The sequence below is a fragment of the Xanthomonas sp. NCPPB 1068 genome (assembly GCF_041479385.2).
GTDB lineage: Bacteria > Pseudomonadota > Gammaproteobacteria > Xanthomonadales > Xanthomonadaceae > Xanthomonas > Xanthomonas cannabis.
Window position 1 is genome coordinate 2,007,762 of the sequence record NZ_CM192986.1, and the last position, 15,187, is coordinate 2,022,948.

Below are 15,187 nucleotides of genomic sequence, written 5' to 3' on the forward strand. Positions count from 1 at the left end.
AAGTGATGGAGCAGGGGCGAGCCATCACGCCTGCAGGTGCAGGGTGATGGAGGACGCGGGAGGCGAGGGGTGTCACTGTTTGGCGTGCGTCTTCACTGCAGTCAGCACGGCCTCGGCATGGCCGGCGACCTTGACCTTGCGCCAGGCCTGCACGACATGCCCCTCGGGCGACAGCAGGAAGGTGCTGCGCTCGATGCCGAGCACCTGTTTGCCGTACATGTTCTTTTCCTTGATCACGTCGAAGGCGCGGCACAGCGCTTCATCGCTGTCGCTGATCAACGGGAAGGTGAAGCCTTGCTTGGCGCAGAAGTTGTCGTGCGACTTCACCGAATCGCGCGAGACGCCGAACACCACGGCGCCGGCTTTTTTGAACTGCGGCAGCAGCGCGTTGAAGTCCAGGCCTTCGGTGGTGCAGCCGGGGGTGCTGTCCTTCGGGTAGAAGTACAGCACCAGCCACTTGCCGGCATAGTCGCGCAGGCTGGCCTGGGCGCTGCCGGAGAGCGACAGCGGCAGGTCGAAGGTTGCGGCGGGCAGTTGCAGTACGGCGTCGGTCATCGTTGCTCAGCCTCAGCGGGAGGGGCGTGCGGCGCGGTCAGGCCGGGCCGACATCCATCCCATCATAAGCAGCCACATGGAAACGTTTGGCGAGTGCGTCGAACTGCGCATTGCGCTGATTCAGCGACTCGATGGTGTGGTGCTCTTTCTTGTCCACATGCAGGAAATACGACTCCTCGTCGTCGCCATCGTCTTCGTCGCGTTCGCCGAGAAAGATATCGATGACGCGGTAGCCATCCTGGGTCAATTGCTCGGCGAGTTTCTGCAGCGGTTCCTGCGCCGGATCGGCAAAAAAATATTCCCAGCGCAGCGGGCCATCGAGGTTCCAGTCGGTCTCGGAGCGGATGTGGTCGAACATCTGTTTCAGCGCGTATTGGGCGATGGCCATGGTGCGTCTGCCTTAGAACTTCATCGGGTCCATGATCGCGTCGAGATTGAGGTGATCACAGAATTCCAGGAAATCATCGCGCAATGCGGCGATGTGCATGTTGGCCGGCACCCCGATCGTCACCTGCGCAGAGAACATCTCCGCACCGGTCTGCATGGCGCGGTAGCGCGTGCTCTGCAGGTTTTCGATGGTGATGCCCTGGCGGTCGAAGAAGTCGGCCAGCTGAAACAGGATGCCGGGCTTGTCGGCGGCGATCACTTCGACGATGTAGGGCAGCAGGTTGGACTGGGTCTGCTTGGGGCCGGTGCGGTACCACACCAGCTTGAGGCCTTCCTCGCGTTCGAGCCGGGTCAGCATCGCTTCGAGCTTGGCGACCGAATCCCAGGAGCCGGTGGCCAGTGCAGTGACCGAGACATCGCGCCCCACCGTGGCCAGACGGGCGTCCACGAGATTGCAGCCGCTGTCGGCGATGCGGCGGGTGACGGGCAACAGGGGGGACTCCGGATGCGTCGTGTAGGCGTTGATCAGGAGGTGGTTTTCGGTCGGCAAAGGCCGGGGTGTCGAGTCGGTCAAAGGGGCTTCCGGCATTGCATCAGGCTGAATGGCCGCCCGGGCAGGCGCCCTGGCGGTGACCAGCATACTTGCCCGTGGTTTCGCGCCGCAAGTAACATGCGGGTGGTCTCAACCCGCGCCCGCGCGGGCCTTCCCTGTCACGTAAGAGCAGCAGAATCTTGTCCCTTTCCGGCATCATCACCGCGCTGGCGACCCCTTTCGGTCCGGATGGCGCACTCGACCTGGATGCCTGGCGGCGGCTGCTGGAGCAGCAGCTGCACGGTGGCGTGCAGGGAATCGTGGTCGCCGGCTCCACCGGCGAAGCCGCCGCGCTGAGCGACGACGAATACGACACGCTGCTGCGCGCCGCGGTGGCGCAGGTGGCCGGCCGGGTACCGGTGCTCGCCGGCACCGGGCTGTCCGGTACGGCAAAGACCATTGCGCAGACACGCCGCGCCGCCGCGCTGGGCGCGCAATACGCGTTGGTGGTCACGCCGCCGTACGTGCGTCCGACCCAGGCCGGGCTGAAAGCACACTTCCTGGCGGTGGCCGACAACGGCGGCTTGCCGGTGGTGCTGTACAACGTGCCTGGCCGCACCGGCTGTGACCTGCTGCCGGAGACGGTGGCCGAGCTGGTCGGGCACCCCAACATCGTCGGCATCAAGGAGGCCCGTAGCGAGCCCGAGCGCATTGCCGCACTGGTGGCACTGCGCAGCGATAGCTTCGTGGTGCTCAGCGGCGATGACGGCAGCGCGGCGCACGCGATGCTGTCCGGCGCCGCGGGGCTGGTGTCGGTGGCATCCAATGCCTTGCCGGCAGCCTACCGTCGCCTGTGCGATCTGGCCCGCGATGGCCAGCGCGAGGCCGCCACCGCCTGGGATGCGCGCCTGAGCGAATATCACAGCTTCTGCGGGATTGAATCCAATCCCATCCCGGTCAAGGCGTTGCTGCAGCGCGCCGGGATCGGGCACGGCCTGCGTTTGCCGCTGCTGCCACTCTCCGCGGCGCACCAGCCTGCCGCCGACCGCCTTGCCGCCGACGCCATTGCGTTGGAAGCGCTTTCCAGCCGCGAAATGCTCGCGGCCTGACCCAGGAGATCTATCGATGCGTCATTCCGTTTCCCCCGTCCGCGTGCTGTCGCTCGCGTTGCTGGCGACCGCCACCGTCGCTGCCACGAGCGGTTGCAGCTGGTTTCACAAAGGCGCGCGCGGCGACTATGCGCTGGCCCCGGAAGCCCGGCCGCTGGAAGTGCCGCCGGATCTGAACCTGCCCGACACCTCGGGTGCGATGAAGGTGCCGACCCTGGCCTCCACCACGCAACAGAACACCAACACGCCGCCGTCGGCGAGCGCCAACAGCGGTTTCACCGTGGCTGGGGAGCGCGATGAGGTGTTCGCCAAGGTCGGCACGGCGCTGGCCGAGATTCCGGGCCTGACCATCGCCAGCAAGGCGCAGATGCTGGGTTCCTACGATGTGAGCTACGAAGGCTCCAGCTTCCTGGTGCGCGTGGTCAAGGTCGATGCGGGCAGCTACGTCTCGGCAGTTGATCCGCGCGGCATGCCGGCCACGGCAGCGGCACCGGTGGCGGTGATCAGCTCGCTCAAGAGTAAGCTTGGCGGCTGAGGCCGGTTCAGTTGGTTGGATAGCAAAACGGGCGCCCCTGGCGCCCGTTTTGCGTTATGCGGTGTCGGGTTGCGGCTGCGCCGTGGGCGCGGCGGCGCATCTGATTGCGGCGATCAGCGCTGCAGCAGCGGCAGCTTGTTCGGCTTGCCATCCCATTCGGCCGCATCGGGAAGCGGTTCCTGACGCACGGTCAGCACCGGCCAGGCCTTGGCCAGCTCGGCATTGAGCGCGACGAAGGCTTCCTGACCTGCTGGCACGTCGTCTTCCGGGTAGATCGCATTGGCCGGACACTCGGGCTCGCACAGAGTGCAGTCGATGCACTCGTCCGGATCGATCACCAGAAAGTTCGGGCCGACGTGGAAGCAATCCACCGGGCAGACCTCGACGCAGTCGGTGTATTTGCACTTGATGCAGTTTTCGGTGACAACAAAAGGCATGGTGGAATCCGGCGTTTAACCTGCCAATTCTAAAGCAGTCGGGGGACGGGTGTGGAGTGAATGATCTTTGGGGTAGTGTGCGATTTTTGCTGCGGCAGCTGCGTACCGTCCTGCGCAAGTAGTGCCTGTCGCTTAGTCAGGTTGGCTGACGGCGGTGCTCGCTTTGTTTGGGTGAGTTCGTCGAGTTGGCTGTCTGCCGCGTACCCTCACCCCAACCCCTCTCCCGCAGGGAGAGGGGCTTTAGTTCCTTCTCCCTTCGGGAGAAGGTGGCGCGCAGCGCCGGATGAGGGCACGGGCGAGGCTTCGTGGCAACTGAAAAGCACGGTGGCTACCTCCGTACCCTCACCCCAACCCCTCTCCCGGAGGAGAGGGGCTTCTTGCTCCTGCGTTTTTTCGGTCAGACCAGTCCGCGCTGCCTGGCCAGCGCGAACAACCCTGCCGCTGCCAGGTCTTCCGGATGCAGCTGGCTTTGGACGCCCAGATGCTGCAGCGCCAGGGCATACCGCTGGGCCAGCGCCGGGCTGCCAACCAGATGCACGATGGCGTGATCGCCGCGGTGCTCACGCAGTTCGTGGCCGATCAACAGGCCCGAGAGGTAGGACGGCAGTGCCGCAGAGGACAGGCGTTCGAACAGGCCGAGCGTGCGGGTGCCGAACAGGTGATGGCTGAGGCCGCCAGCGTCGGCGCTGCGGTCGACACCTTGCAGGAATGCAGTGGCGTCCAGTTCGGCGTGATCGTCGTCCATCAGCTTGCCGAGGATGCTGTGTTGACGCAGCACGGCATACAGCTCGCCGGTCATGACGGTGGCGAACCCGGTCAGCTGGCCGTTGGCGATCCGCGCCCACTTGCTGTGCGTGCCGGGCAGGCAGGCGACATGCTCACCGTCGCCAAGTGCGGCGACCAGGCCGACCAGCTGGGTTTCTTCGCCACGCATCACGTCCGGCACGCCGTCGTGTTCGCCGGTGCTCACGCCCGGCACGAACCACAGCGTGTGGCCGGGCAGCAGGTCGTCTTCGCTGCGCATCGCCTGGGCGAGCGCGGCGGTGCCGGCCGGGCAGGGCAGATAGGGTTGTTCGACCCAGCCGTTGCGGCTGCCGATCATGCCCGACAGCAGCAGCGGACCGTCCCAGCCGGCGATCAACCTGGTGAGTACCTCGGCGAAGCGGCCCTGGCAGGCCAGGATGCCGTCGCTGCCGCGGCGTTGCTCCAGCACGGCGCCGGTGGCGTCGAGCAGATAGGCGCGCAGGCTGCTGGTGCCCCAATCGACGGCGATCATGCGCTGGCCACCCGGCTCTCGGGCAGGCCGGCGATGGCGACATCGCAGACGAACAGGCCGCCGGCGTCGGGCATGCGCGCGAGTTCATCGGCGCTGTGGTCCAGGCGCGAAGAGATCACGTGCAGGCGGTCCAGCGCCGCGCCGCCGAACGCGCCGCAGGTGGGGTGCTTGATCGGCAGGTGCACGACCCGGTCAACACTCCCGTCGGGGCGGTAGCGCACCACGCGGCAGGCACGCCATTGCGCGTTCCACAGGTGGCCTTCGCTGTCGATGATGGAGCCATCCGGCTCGGCGTCGTCGCGATCCAGGGTGGCGAACACGCGCGTGTTGCTGGTCTGCGCGGTCTCCGCGTCGTAATCGCAGCACAGGATCTGCGGGCGCACGGAGTCGCAGTAGTACAGCGTGCGGCCGTCCAGGCTGAAGCAGATCGAGTTGGGGATCGACACGCCCGGCAACGGCAGCGCACGCAAGCCGTGCCGCAGCGAAAACTGATAGAACGCACCACGTGCGGCCTTGCTGTCGTGTTCGTCCATGGTGCCGAACACCAGATTGCCATGCCGGTCGACGCGGCCATCGTTGCTGCGCGTGAGCGGGGTGTCGGCTTCGATATCGGCCAGTTTTTCGAATGGCAGCAGGTCGGCGTCGGTGTTGTCCGGATCGACCACGCCAATCGCCTTGGCCAAGGCGACCAGCACGCGGCCGTCGTCCATCAGGCCCAGGCAGCCCGGGCGATCGGGCAGCGTCCAGTAGCGCGATTGCGCCGTGGCCGGATGATGCCGCCACAGGCGCTTTTCAACGATGTCGACCCAGTACAGCGCCTGGCGCTGCTCGCACCACAGCACGCCTTCGCCATGCGTGCAGCGGCTATCGACCGCCAGTACCGCGGTGTGCTCGGGCGTGCTCACCATTCGGCGATGCTGCCATCGGCATGGCGCCACACCGGGTTGCGCCAGTCCGGCGGGTTTTCGTTTGCGCGCTTGAGCATGTCTTCGTCGATCTCCACACCGAGCCCGGGCTTGGGCAGGGCGGCGATACTGCCATCGACACACTGAAAATCGTCTTTATTGATGACGTAATCGAGCAGGTCGGCGCCTTCGTTGTAATGGATGCCGATGCTCTGTTCCTGCAGTACCGCGTTGTGCGAGACGAAGTCCACGTGCAGGCACGCAGCCAGCGCGATCGGGCCGAGCGGGCAGTGCGGGGCGAAGCCGACATCGTAGGCTTCGGCCATCGCGGCGATCTTGACGCATTCGGTGATGCCGCCGGCATGCGAAAGATCGGGCTGCACCATGCCGATACCGCCGGCACACAGCACGTTCTTGAATTCGAAGCGCGAGAACATGCGCTCGCCGGCCGCCAGCGGAATCGAGGTGCTCGCGGCCAGGCGCGGGTAGTACTCGGCCTGTTCGGCCAGTACCGGCTCTTCGACGAACAGCGGCTTGAACGGTTCCAGCTCGCGAAGCAGCGCCTTGGCCATCGGCGCGCCGACGCGGCCGTGGAAGTCGATACCGAAGTCGATGGTGTTGCCGAAGGCTTCGCGGATTTCGGCCACCTTGACCACTGCTGCATCGACCGCGCGGGCGCTGTCGATCAGCTTCATTTCTTCGGTGCCGTTGAACTTGAAGGTGTCAAAACCCAGTGCGCGGTAGTCGGTGATCTGCTGGATGATGGCGCCGGGGCGGTCGCCGCCGACCCAGCGATAGGTCTTCATGCGGTCGCGCACCAGCCCGCCCAGCAGCTCGTACACCGGTACGCCCAGCGCCTTGCCCTTGATGTCCCACAACGCCTGGTCGATGCCGGCGATGGCGCTCATCAGGATGGCGCCGCCGCGATAGAAGCCGGCGCGGTACATGGTCTGCCACAGGTCATTGATGCGCGCCGGGTCCTTGCCGACGACATAGCCGGCCAGTTCGTGCACGGCAGCTTCCACCGAGCGCGCGCGGCCTTCGATGACCGGCTCGCCCCAACCGGTGATGCCCTCGTCGGTTTCGACCTTGAGGAACAGCCAGCGTGGTGCGGCGTGGTAGGTGGTGAGGCGGGTGATCTTCATCCTTGCAGTTCCTGGTAGGCCTGCACGAAGGCGCGTGCATGCGTCTGGGTTGTTTCGAGCGATTGCGCGGGTTTGTACAGTTCGCCGCCGATGCCGGCGCCGGCCGCGCCCTGGGCGATGAAGCCGGCCAGGGTCTGCGGGCTGACGCCGCCGACCACGTAGACCGGGATGTGCTTGGGCAGCACCGAGCGCAATGCGCGCACATGCGCGGCGCCATAGGTGGCTGCCGGGAACAGCTTGAGAATGGTGGCGCCCGCATCGATGGCGTCGAACGCCTCGCTGGCGGTGGCGAAGCCGGCCACCACGGTCAGCCCGCGCGACACCGCATGCCGGATCAGCGACGGGCGCGTGTTGGGAGTGACGATGAAGCGCGCGCCGATCTCTGCCAGGGTGTCGACGTCTTCATTGCGCAGCACGGTGCCGGCACCGATCCAGGCGCGCTCGCCATAGGTCTGCTGGGCCAGCGCGATGCTCTGTTCCCAGCGCGGCGAATTGAGCGGGATCTCGATCGCGTCGAAGCCGGCGTCGATCAGCGCGCCGACGTGGGCTAGCGTTTCTTCCGGCGTGATGCCGCGCAGGATGGCGACCAGGGGCAGGGCGAACAGGCTGGCGGTGGTATCTGAGGTCATGCGGTTACTCGCGATAGAGCGGAAAGCGGCCATTGGCGACCCGGTGGCCGGCAACGTCGGGGGAACTTGCGCACTGCGCGCGGCAACTAGCCGTCGCCGCTGCGCAATGCAGCAGAAAAACGCAGGGCGGGGAAGAGACGCCGCAACGCGCCGGAGGCGGCGTGGCGCGCGCAGCACGCCTGGAGCTACGGCCCGCAAGTGGCCGGCAAGATGCCGTCATCGTCGTCCACCTCCGCGGTCATGGCGTGCGTGTTGCCACCTTGTCGAAGATGGGTCACGTCTGTTCTGGCCGCGCCCGGGAGGTAGGGGCTCCTGCTGCGGCGAGCGCTAGCCTCGCGCGGGGAGATATGTGCTGCAAATGAAATTTTCGGCATATTCTATTCCTCCGACGAATACACGGCCGCAACCGCACCTCATGGCAAATTCCGGTACCCCCTGGTTCAACGCAGCCCGGCTCAAGACGCGCCAACTCCTGCTGCTGCTGCATCTGCACGAACAACGCTCGGTGCTGCGTGCGGCCGAGGCCGCCAGCATGACCCAGCCGGCCGCCTCCAAGCTGCTGGCGGAAATGGAGGACATGCTGGGGGTGAAACTGTTCGAGCGGCATGCCCGCGGTGTCGAACCGACCTGGTACGGCCATGTGCTGATCCGGCGCGCCCGCGCGGCGATGTCCGAGATCGGCCGGGCGCAGGAAGAGATCGCCGCGTTGCGTGCCGGCCGCATGGGCCAGGCCTCGATCGGAACCGTGGTCAATCCGGGAACCAATCTGGTGCCGCAGGCCATTGCCGAGGTGAAGCGCGAGTTCCCGGACATCCTGGTGCGGGTGGAGATGGACTACAGCCGCCCGCTGGTGGCCAAGTTGCTGGATGGGCAACTGGACATCGTGATCGGGCGCATCCTCGGCCCGGAGGGCGTGGGCGAACTGGAGTTCGAGCCGCTGGCCGACGAGCCGCATTCGGTGATCGCGCGGGCCGGCCACCCGCTGGCCAGCCGGGTCGGCCTGCAGCATGCCGATCTGGTGCGGCATGGCTGGATCCTGCCGCCGGCCGACAGCGTGCTGCGCGCACGCCTGGATTCGATGTTCATGGAGCACGGCGTGCAGACGCCGACCAATGCCATCGAGACCTCGTCACTTCCGGTCACCTCGACCCTGCTACGTGGCACCGACATGCTGACGGCCTTGCCGGTGGAGTCGGTGGCGCCGCTGATCCAGGCCAAATTGTTGACCGTGCTGCCGATCGAACTGGGCGTGCGGATGGAATCGTTCGGCATCATCCGTCGGCGCGATTACATCCTCCCGCCGGGTGCCGAACGCATCCTGCAGGCGTTGCGCACCACGGCGCGACGGCTGTATCCGGGATTGCGCGGGCCAGAATCCCTTAGCTAACAAGCTCTTCCATTTGTATTCCACGGAGTAATACCAGCCTGTGAATTTTTCATTGGCTGGCGCTAGACCGCGCGCCTATATCTGTGCGTCAGATCGCACGCTGAAGCGCACGTGAAGTCGGGCAGGTGATCGGCGGCAAAGCCGCCATGCAGCGAAAGCGGGACTGGCCTCGGCGCCGGTCCCGATACGATCACGCGGGGCGTCTTGCGTCGCGACAACCAGTCTTCAGTCGTCTTGCGTCCTGGGAGGGATTCAGATGTCCAAGTTTTCAAGCCATGCCTCGGCAGGCACGGGCGTGCGCGCGTGCCGTACCCCACGTTTGCGTCATTCGGCCATGGCCGTCAGCATCGGGCTGCTGCTCGCTGCGCCGGTATACGCCCAGCAGGCGCCGGCGGCCAGGGGCGCGCCTTCAGGCACCGCCGGTGCCAGCGCGGTGGACCTGGACACGGTGGAAGTGCGCGGCGTGCGCGCCAGCCTGATCAAGTCGCAGGTGATCAAGCGCGATTCCACCCAGATCGTGGATTCGGTCAGCGCCGAAGACATCGGCGCGCTGCCCGACCGCAGCGTCACCGAAACCCTGCAGCGCGTCAGCGGCGTGACCATCGACCACTTCGCCGCGCGCAGCGACCCGGATCACTTCTCCGCCGAAGGCAGTGGCGTGATGATCCGCGGCCTGACCCAGGTGCGTGGCGAGCTCAATGGACGCGACATCTTCAGCGCCGCCAGCGGCCGTGGCCTGAGTTTCGAAGACGTGCCGGCCGAGCTGATGGCCGGCGTGGATGTCTACAAGAATCCGTCGGCCGAAATCATCGAGGGCGGCCTGGGCGGCACGGTCAACCTGCGCACGCGCATGCCGTTCGACAACCCGGGCCGGATCGTCGGCGGCAACGTCGACGTCAACTGGGGCGACATGAGCAAGAAGTACAAGCCGTCGGCCTCGTTCCTGTTCAGCGATCGCTGGGACACCGGCGTCGGCGAAATGGGCTTCATGATCGATATCGCCCATTCGGAACTGGCGACCCGCTCGGACGGCATCCAGGTCGAGCCGTACGTGCGTCGTACCGACGATGCGGTGCTGGCCGGCAGCGGGCGCAGCGAGGTGTTCGTGCCGGGCGGGGTGAACTGGCGCCAGCTGGATTTCGAGCGCAAGCGCGACGGCATCGCCGCAGCCTTCCAGTGGAAGCCCAGTGACCAGACCGAGATCTACGCGCAGTACCTGCGTTCGCGCTACGACATGAACTGGCAGGAGCGCGCCGCGTTCTTCAACGACAGCAACAACAGCATCAGCCCGGCACCGGGCACCACCTTCCAGTACGACCAGGACGGCGTGTTCCAGCGCGGCTCGCCGGTGTCCAACTCCTGGCGCGGCCTGCTGACCGGCGATGGCGTTCGCTTCAATACCGACAACCGCTATTCCGAGCAGCGCACCACCACCTCGGACCTGTCGGTGGGCTTCAGCCATTACTTCAACGACAACCTCCAGATCAAGGGCGACGTGCAGCTGGTGCAGTCGGAGAACGACCAGCTCGACTTCACGGTATTCAGCGCGACCTATCTGCCGGGGCTGACCTATGACGTGTCGGGCAAGTATCCGACCGTGCAGATCGCCAACCAGGGTTTCACCCAGGACCCGTCCAATTATTTCTGGGCGGCGGCGATGGATCACCTGGGGCATAACCGCGGGCGCCAGCTGTCCACCCGCGTGGACCTGGAATACACCTTCCAGGACAGCAGCTGGCTGCGCTTTGCGCGCTTCGGCATGCGTGCCACCGACCGCAATCAGATCAACAAGAACTCCGGCTACAACTGGGGCGTGCTGTCGGACAACTGGGCAGCCATCCCCGGCAGCGCCAATGGCCTGGCCAACATGTCGCAGTACCTGCCCAACGAGTCGTCGCTGTTCACCTTCTCCGACTTCTTCCGCGGCGGGGTGAACGTGCCGACCACGCTGGTGGTGCCCAATGGCGGGCTGGTCAAGAACTACCGTCGCGCCTCGCAACTGCTGCAGCAGCAGATCGTGGCCCTGCGCGGCTTTGGCTGGGCACCGGACACCTACCAGCCGCAGGACACCAACCGCCAGTTCGAGCGCACCCAGGCCGCCTACGCGGCGCTGTACTTCGGTAACGACGAGGCCTGGGGCGTGCCGGTGGACGGCAATATCGGTGTGCGCATCGTGCAGACCAAGACCCAGGCCGAAGGCTTCGGCCAGTTCCAGGACCTGTCGGGCCTGAACGTCTCGCCCGAGCTGCAGGCCCGCTACACCGGGCAGTACTTCGACAACAACTCGCAGGGCAGCTACACCAACGTGCTGCCGAGCCTGAACATGCGTTTCCGTTTCACCGACAGCCTGCAGTGGCGTATCGCCGCCTCCAAGGCGATGGCGCGCCCGGACTACACCCAGCTGCAGCCGTACGTGCTGCTCAACGTGGAGACCGACGACGCCGGCAATGCGACCAACTTCGTCGGTACCGCAGGCAATCCGACCCTCAAGCCGATGACCGCCAACCAGTTCGACACCGCACTGGAGTGGTATTTCGACAACAGCGACATGCTGTACACCACGCTGTTCTACAAGAAGGTCAAGGACTACTTCTCCACCCAGACCCGCAGCGAGACCTACGATAACCGGCAGTGGCTGGTGACCCGGCCCTACAACACCGACGAAGGCACCATCCGCGGCGCCGAAGTGGGCTATACGCAGTTCTTCGACGAACTGCCGGGCTGGATGAGCGGATTCGGCATCAATGCCAACTTCACCTTCGTCGACAGCAAGGGCGGCGCCAACACCGCCATCGACCCGTACACCCGCACCACGGTGGAAGGCGTGGAGCTGCCGCTGGAAGGCCTGTCGCGGCGCAGCTACAACCTGGCCGGCATCTACGAGAAGGGCCCGCTGTCGCTGCGGCTGGCCTACAACTGGCGCTCGCGCTACCTGCTGACCACCAGCGACGCGGCCACCCGGTTGCCGACCTGGGCCGACGACTATGGCCAGCTGGATGGCTCGTTCTTCTACCGCTTCAACGAACACCTGCAATTGGGGATCCAGGCCAACAACCTGACCAATACCGAGACCAAGGTGTTGATGGGGCCCACCTCCTACGAGGGCGGCGAGGTGGATACGCGGCTGTACACCCGCAGCCAGTTCGTCAACGACCGGCGCTACTCGCTGGTGCTGCGCATGAACTGGTAAGTGCGCACGGTCACGGCCCGACTGTGCAGCGTTCTGCACGGTCGGGCCCGTCAGGTATGCATCCGCAGGTTCGGGCCGTGATGCCGGACCTGCCGGGTTTTCCGGTGTTGCTATAGTTTTAACGAATAGCTTTCCAGGAATATTTCATTGGTGTGGCATGACGGCCGCGCCCTATGCTCCCGCCGCAGCCGCAGGTCCGCCCGCCAGGGCAAACCGCGCATCCGCCTACCCGGTGTCCCGGGCGCAGATACGGGCCAGCAACAACGACGGGCAGGGCGTTCGCGCACCGGCCCGCTAAAAACAAGCAGTACATGCGTCCTGGGAGGGAGCACCATGTCAGTGCAACATCGCCACATTCCGGCAGGCCGGGCTGTGGGTCAGCGTTCGATCCGTGATTTCCGCCGCTCCGTGATGGCCATCAGTGTGGCCACCTTGTTGAGCGCGCAGGCCTATGCGCAGGATGCGACCACCACTGCCGCACCGGCATCGGATGCGACCACCCAGCAGCTGGACACGGTGCAGGTCACCGGTACCCGCAGCAGCGTCACCAAGGCGCAGCTGGTCAAGCAGAACGCCGAGCAGATCGTCGATTCCATCGTTGCCGAAGACATCGGCAAGCTGCCCGACAACAACGTCGCCGAAGCGCTGCAGCGCATCTCCGGCATCCAGATTTCGCGCAACTACGGCGAAGGCAGCTCGATCGCCATCCGCGGCCTGACCCAGGTGCGCACCGAGCTCAATGGCCGCGACATCTTCACCGCCAACGACGGCCGTGGCCTGAGCTTCGAAGACGTGTCGGCCGAGTTGCTCGGCGGCGTCAACGTGTACAAGAACCCGTCGGCCGACATGATCGAAGGCGGCCTGGGCGGCACCGTCGATCTGCGTACGCGCCTGCCGTTCGACTATGAAGGCCGCAAGATCGCCGGCAGCGTCCAGTACAACTATTACGACTTGGCCGACGACGGCAAGCCGGCGTTCTCGGGCCTGTTCAGCGACCGCTGGCAGACCGGCATCGGCGAGATCGGCATCCTGGTGAACTACTCGCAGCAGAAGAGCCCGTTCCGTCAGGACACCATCTCGATCGAGCCGTGGTACACCCAGACCGACCTGCCTGGCTACGAAGGGCAGGGCGTGTCGGTGCCGCACGGCGCCGGCATCAACACCACCGTCGGTGAGCGCGAGCGCAAGACCGGCGCGTTTGCCATGCAGTGGCGCCCGAACGATTCGGTGGAGGTCTACACGCAGGTGCTGCGTTCGGACTACGACTTCAGCTGGCACGATTATTCGTTCTTCGCGTTGACCGGCGCCAACAACATGCAGGGCTTGCCCGGCATCCAGGTCAACAGCCGCAACGAGTTCGTCAATGGCTCGTTCCAGAATGTGCCGACCGAATCCAATACCAGCCTGACCGAGCGTCACTCGGTGACCACCGATTACTCGCTGGGCGCCAAGTGGACGGTCAACGAAAAGCTGACCCTGAGCACCGACTTCCAGTACGTCGATGCCACCACCAAGGGCACGCGCTACATCATCGCCACCGGGCAGGACACCAGCCCGCAGTTCAATGTCGATTTCCGTGGCGATCTGCCGCGCCTGTCGGTGACCGACGCCAGCGGCGCGGAAGGCTACCTGGCCGACGTCAACAACTACGACGGCTGGCGCTGGCACCTGGACAACAAGGACGACAACACCGGCACCGAGTTTGCCTGGCGTTCGGACATGGATCTGGCGTTCGACAGCGACTTCGTGCGCAGCTTCAAGGCCGGTGTGCGTTATACCGACCGCGATGCCGAGACCAAGGGCAACGTGTGGCGCTTCATGTGCATCAACGATTGCTCGGGCACGCCGTTCTCGCAGTTCCCCAGCATCGGTCTGGTGGCCAACCCCATCACCGACTTCTTCCGTGGTGAGAGCAGCACCTTCGGTCGCACGCTGACCGCGTCGGATGCAGCGGTGGCCAATTACGAGCAGAGCCTGGCCACCTTTGGTGCCAGCCCGCTGGAATTTGCCCCGAACAACATCAACACCCAGAACGAGAAGACCTACGCGGCGTACGGCGTGTTGCGCTTCGGCGTGGATGGCGACATCCCGTTCGACGGCAACATCGGCGTTCGCGTGGTGCGGACCGAAGTCGGCTCGCGCGGCGTGCGCACCGGTACCGATGCCGAAGGCGGCGGTCTGATTCCGGTGGATGCACAGCAGACCTACACCGACGTGCTGCCGAGCTTGAACCTGCGCTGGATGCTGAGCGATCAGCTGCAGTGGCGTTTTGCGGCATCGCGCGGCATTTCGCGCCCGACCTTCGACCGCCTGAATCCGAACCTCAGCCTGAGCACCGGCACCTCGTCCAGCGGCGCCTCGACCTTCACCGGCACTGCGGGCAACCCGAGCCTGGAAGCGGTCAAGGCCGACCAGTTCGACACCGCGCTGGAGTGGTACTTCGGCCAGGGCTCGATGATGTACGGCACCCTGTTCTACAAGAAGGTGGAAGGCTTCATCGCCAACGCCGTCTTCAACGAGGTGTACGACGGACAGGTGTGGCAGATCACCCGCCCGGTCAACGGCGATGCCGGCAAGATCCGTGGTGCTGAGCTGGGCTATACGCAGTTCTTCGACTTCCTGCCGGGCTGGCTGAGCGGCTTCGGCCTGCAGACCAACTACACCTATGTCGACAGCGAGGCGCCGAGCCCCACTGCCACCGACACCAACGGCCAGGCGCTGACCGTGCCGCTGGAAGGCCTGTCCAAGAACAGCTACAACGCGATCCTCAGCTACGAAAACAAGCGCTTCCAGGGCCGTGTGGCCTACAACTGGCGCAGCGACTGGCTGGTGACCACTGCGGGCAACGGCACCGGCAACCTGCCGGTCTACAACAAGGGCTTCGGCCAGCTGGATGCCTCGCTGCGTTTCAACATCAATGATGTGTGGTCGATTTCGCTGGATGGCGTGAATCTGCTCGATACCCGTCGCGAAAGCTACCTGGGTAACGAGTCGCGCTACCGCGACTTCGTGATCAACGACCGTCGGTATGGCCTGACGTTGCGGGCCAGCCTGTAGAACGCGCCGTAGGAAGTGCGTCTCCGGTCCGGCGAGCTGTGCA

The 15,187-nt window shown here is 65.4% G+C and carries 13 protein-coding genes; 5 read left to right on the forward strand and 8 right to left on the reverse strand.

Going from position 1 to position 15,187, the window contains the following annotated elements; all coding sequences use genetic code 11:
- Positions 1 to 72: 72 nt before the first annotated feature.
- Genes ACCQ12_RS08705 through ACCQ12_RS08715 form a run of 3 tightly spaced genes read right to left on the reverse strand, consistent with a single transcriptional unit; the run spans position 73 to position 1,582 of the window.
- Complete coding sequence (locus ACCQ12_RS08705) at positions 73 to 555, reverse strand: peroxiredoxin (protein WP_179455181.1); 483 nt, start codon at positions 553 to 555, stop codon at positions 73 to 75.
- A 37-nt stretch (positions 556 to 592) separates the two neighbouring features.
- Positions 593 to 943, reverse strand: a complete 351-nt coding sequence (locus tag ACCQ12_RS08710) for a ribonuclease E inhibitor RraB (RefSeq protein WP_104580140.1) — start codon at positions 941 to 943, stop codon at positions 593 to 595.
- A gap of 12 nt (positions 944 to 955) precedes the next feature.
- The gene (locus tag ACCQ12_RS08715; RefSeq protein WP_081419256.1) at positions 956 to 1,582 is read right to left on the reverse strand and encodes a glycine cleavage system transcriptional repressor; all 627 of its coding nucleotides are present in this window, start codon (positions 1,580 to 1,582) and stop codon (positions 956 to 958) included.
- Between the two features lie 92 nt (positions 1,583 to 1,674).
- Here ACCQ12_RS08715 and dapA point away from each other — a divergent pair, with 92 nt between their 5' ends.
- Both dapA and ACCQ12_RS08725 read left to right on the forward strand, forming a co-directional pair.
- Complete coding sequence (gene dapA / locus ACCQ12_RS08720) at positions 1,675 to 2,583, forward strand: 4-hydroxy-tetrahydrodipicolinate synthase (RefSeq protein WP_166752786.1); 909 nt, start codon at positions 1,675 to 1,677, stop codon at positions 2,581 to 2,583.
- A gap of 16 nt (positions 2,584 to 2,599) precedes the next feature.
- Positions 2,600 to 3,118, forward strand: coding sequence for a hypothetical protein (locus ACCQ12_RS08725; protein ID WP_047694141.1), 519 nt, complete (start codon positions 2,600 to 2,602; stop codon positions 3,116 to 3,118).
- Positions 3,119 to 3,231: 113 nt separating this feature from the next.
- Here ACCQ12_RS08725 and fdxA read toward each other — a convergent pair whose 3' ends face one another.
- The 5 genes from fdxA to ACCQ12_RS08750 form a co-directional block, all read right to left on the reverse strand.
- Positions 3,232 to 3,555 carry a ferredoxin FdxA gene (fdxA, locus tag ACCQ12_RS08730; RefSeq protein WP_039404267.1) on the reverse strand — a complete coding sequence of 108 codons (324 nt, stop codon included), beginning with the start codon at positions 3,553 to 3,555 and terminating at the stop codon, positions 3,232 to 3,234.
- A 397-nt stretch (positions 3,556 to 3,952) separates the two neighbouring features.
- A complete protein-coding gene (locus tag ACCQ12_RS08735; RefSeq protein ID WP_372383392.1) occupies positions 3,953 to 4,831 on the reverse strand; it encodes a 2-dehydro-3-deoxygalactonokinase in 879 nt (292 codons plus the stop codon).
- Complete coding sequence (locus ACCQ12_RS08740; RefSeq protein ID WP_372383393.1) at positions 4,828 to 5,739, reverse strand: SMP-30/gluconolactonase/LRE family protein; 912 nt, start codon at positions 5,737 to 5,739, stop codon at positions 4,828 to 4,830. Before ACCQ12_RS08740 ends, ACCQ12_RS08735 begins: the two co-directional genes overlap by 4 nt.
- On the reverse strand, positions 5,733 to 6,881 hold the full coding sequence (gene dgoD / locus ACCQ12_RS08745) for a galactonate dehydratase (protein WP_039404273.1): 1,149 nt from the start codon (positions 6,879 to 6,881) through the stop codon (positions 5,733 to 5,735). The genes ACCQ12_RS08740 and dgoD overlap by 7 nt, the downstream gene beginning before the upstream one ends.
- Positions 6,878 to 7,510, reverse strand: coding sequence for a 2-dehydro-3-deoxy-6-phosphogalactonate aldolase (locus ACCQ12_RS08750; RefSeq protein WP_179455185.1), 633 nt, complete (start codon positions 7,508 to 7,510; stop codon positions 6,878 to 6,880). Before ACCQ12_RS08750 ends, dgoD begins: the two co-directional genes overlap by 4 nt.
- Before the next feature lie 415 nt (positions 7,511 to 7,925).
- On the opposite strand from ACCQ12_RS08750, the gene ACCQ12_RS08755 reads away from it, so the two are divergent.
- The 3 genes from ACCQ12_RS08755 to ACCQ12_RS08765 all read left to right on the forward strand — a co-directional run bounded on the left by ACCQ12_RS08755 (position 7,926) and on the right by ACCQ12_RS08765 (position 15,144).
- Entirely contained in the window at positions 7,926 to 8,897 is a 972-nt protein-coding gene (locus tag ACCQ12_RS08755; protein ID WP_104611326.1) for a LysR family transcriptional regulator, read from the forward strand.
- 256 nt (positions 8,898 to 9,153) lie between these two features.
- Positions 9,154 to 12,087, forward strand: a complete 2,934-nt coding sequence (locus tag ACCQ12_RS08760; protein ID WP_372383394.1) for a TonB-dependent receptor — start codon at positions 9,154 to 9,156, stop codon at positions 12,085 to 12,087.
- A gap of 333 nt (positions 12,088 to 12,420) precedes the next feature.
- Positions 12,421 to 15,144 (forward strand): TonB-dependent receptor, encoded by a 2,724-nt coding sequence (locus ACCQ12_RS08765; RefSeq protein WP_372383395.1) that lies wholly within the window; start codon positions 12,421 to 12,423, stop codon positions 15,142 to 15,144.
- Positions 15,145 to 15,187 lie beyond the last annotated feature (43 nt).

Bases quoted from the DNA above. Each gene is read 5' to 3' on its own strand.
- fdxA (WP_039404267.1), bottom strand. From the start codon at position 3,555: ATGCCTTTTGTTGTCACCGAAAACTGCATCAAGTGCAAATACACCGAC.
- ACCQ12_RS08715 (WP_081419256.1), bottom strand. From the start codon at position 1,582: ATGCTGGTCACCGCCAGGGCGCCTGCCCGGGCGGCCATTCAGCCTGAT.
- ACCQ12_RS08725 (WP_047694141.1), top strand. From the start codon at position 2,600: ATGCGTCATTCCGTTTCCCCCGTCCGCGTGCTGTCGCTCGCGTTGCTG.
- ACCQ12_RS08765 (WP_372383395.1), top strand. From the start codon at position 12,421: ATGTCAGTGCAACATCGCCACATTCCGGCAGGCCGGGCTGTGGGTCAG.
- dgoD (WP_039404273.1), bottom strand. From the start codon at position 6,881: ATGAAGATCACCCGCCTCACCACCTACCACGCCGCACCACGCTGGCTG.
- ACCQ12_RS08750 (WP_179455185.1), bottom strand. From the start codon at position 7,510: ATGACCTCAGATACCACCGCCAGCCTGTTCGCCCTGCCCCTGGTCGCC.
- ACCQ12_RS08710 (WP_104580140.1), bottom strand. From the start codon at position 943: ATGGCCATCGCCCAATACGCGCTGAAACAGATGTTCGACCACATCCGC.
- ACCQ12_RS08705 (WP_179455181.1), bottom strand. From the start codon at position 555: ATGACCGACGCCGTACTGCAACTGCCCGCCGCAACCTTCGACCTGCCG.
- ACCQ12_RS08755 (WP_104611326.1), top strand. From the start codon at position 7,926: ATGGCAAATTCCGGTACCCCCTGGTTCAACGCAGCCCGGCTCAAGACG.
- ACCQ12_RS08760 (WP_372383394.1), top strand. From the start codon at position 9,154: ATGTCCAAGTTTTCAAGCCATGCCTCGGCAGGCACGGGCGTGCGCGCG.
- ACCQ12_RS08735 (WP_372383392.1), bottom strand. From the start codon at position 4,831: ATGATCGCCGTCGATTGGGGCACCAGCAGCCTGCGCGCCTATCTGCTC.
- ACCQ12_RS08740 (WP_372383393.1), bottom strand. From the start codon at position 5,739: ATGGTGAGCACGCCCGAGCACACCGCGGTACTGGCGGTCGATAGCCGC.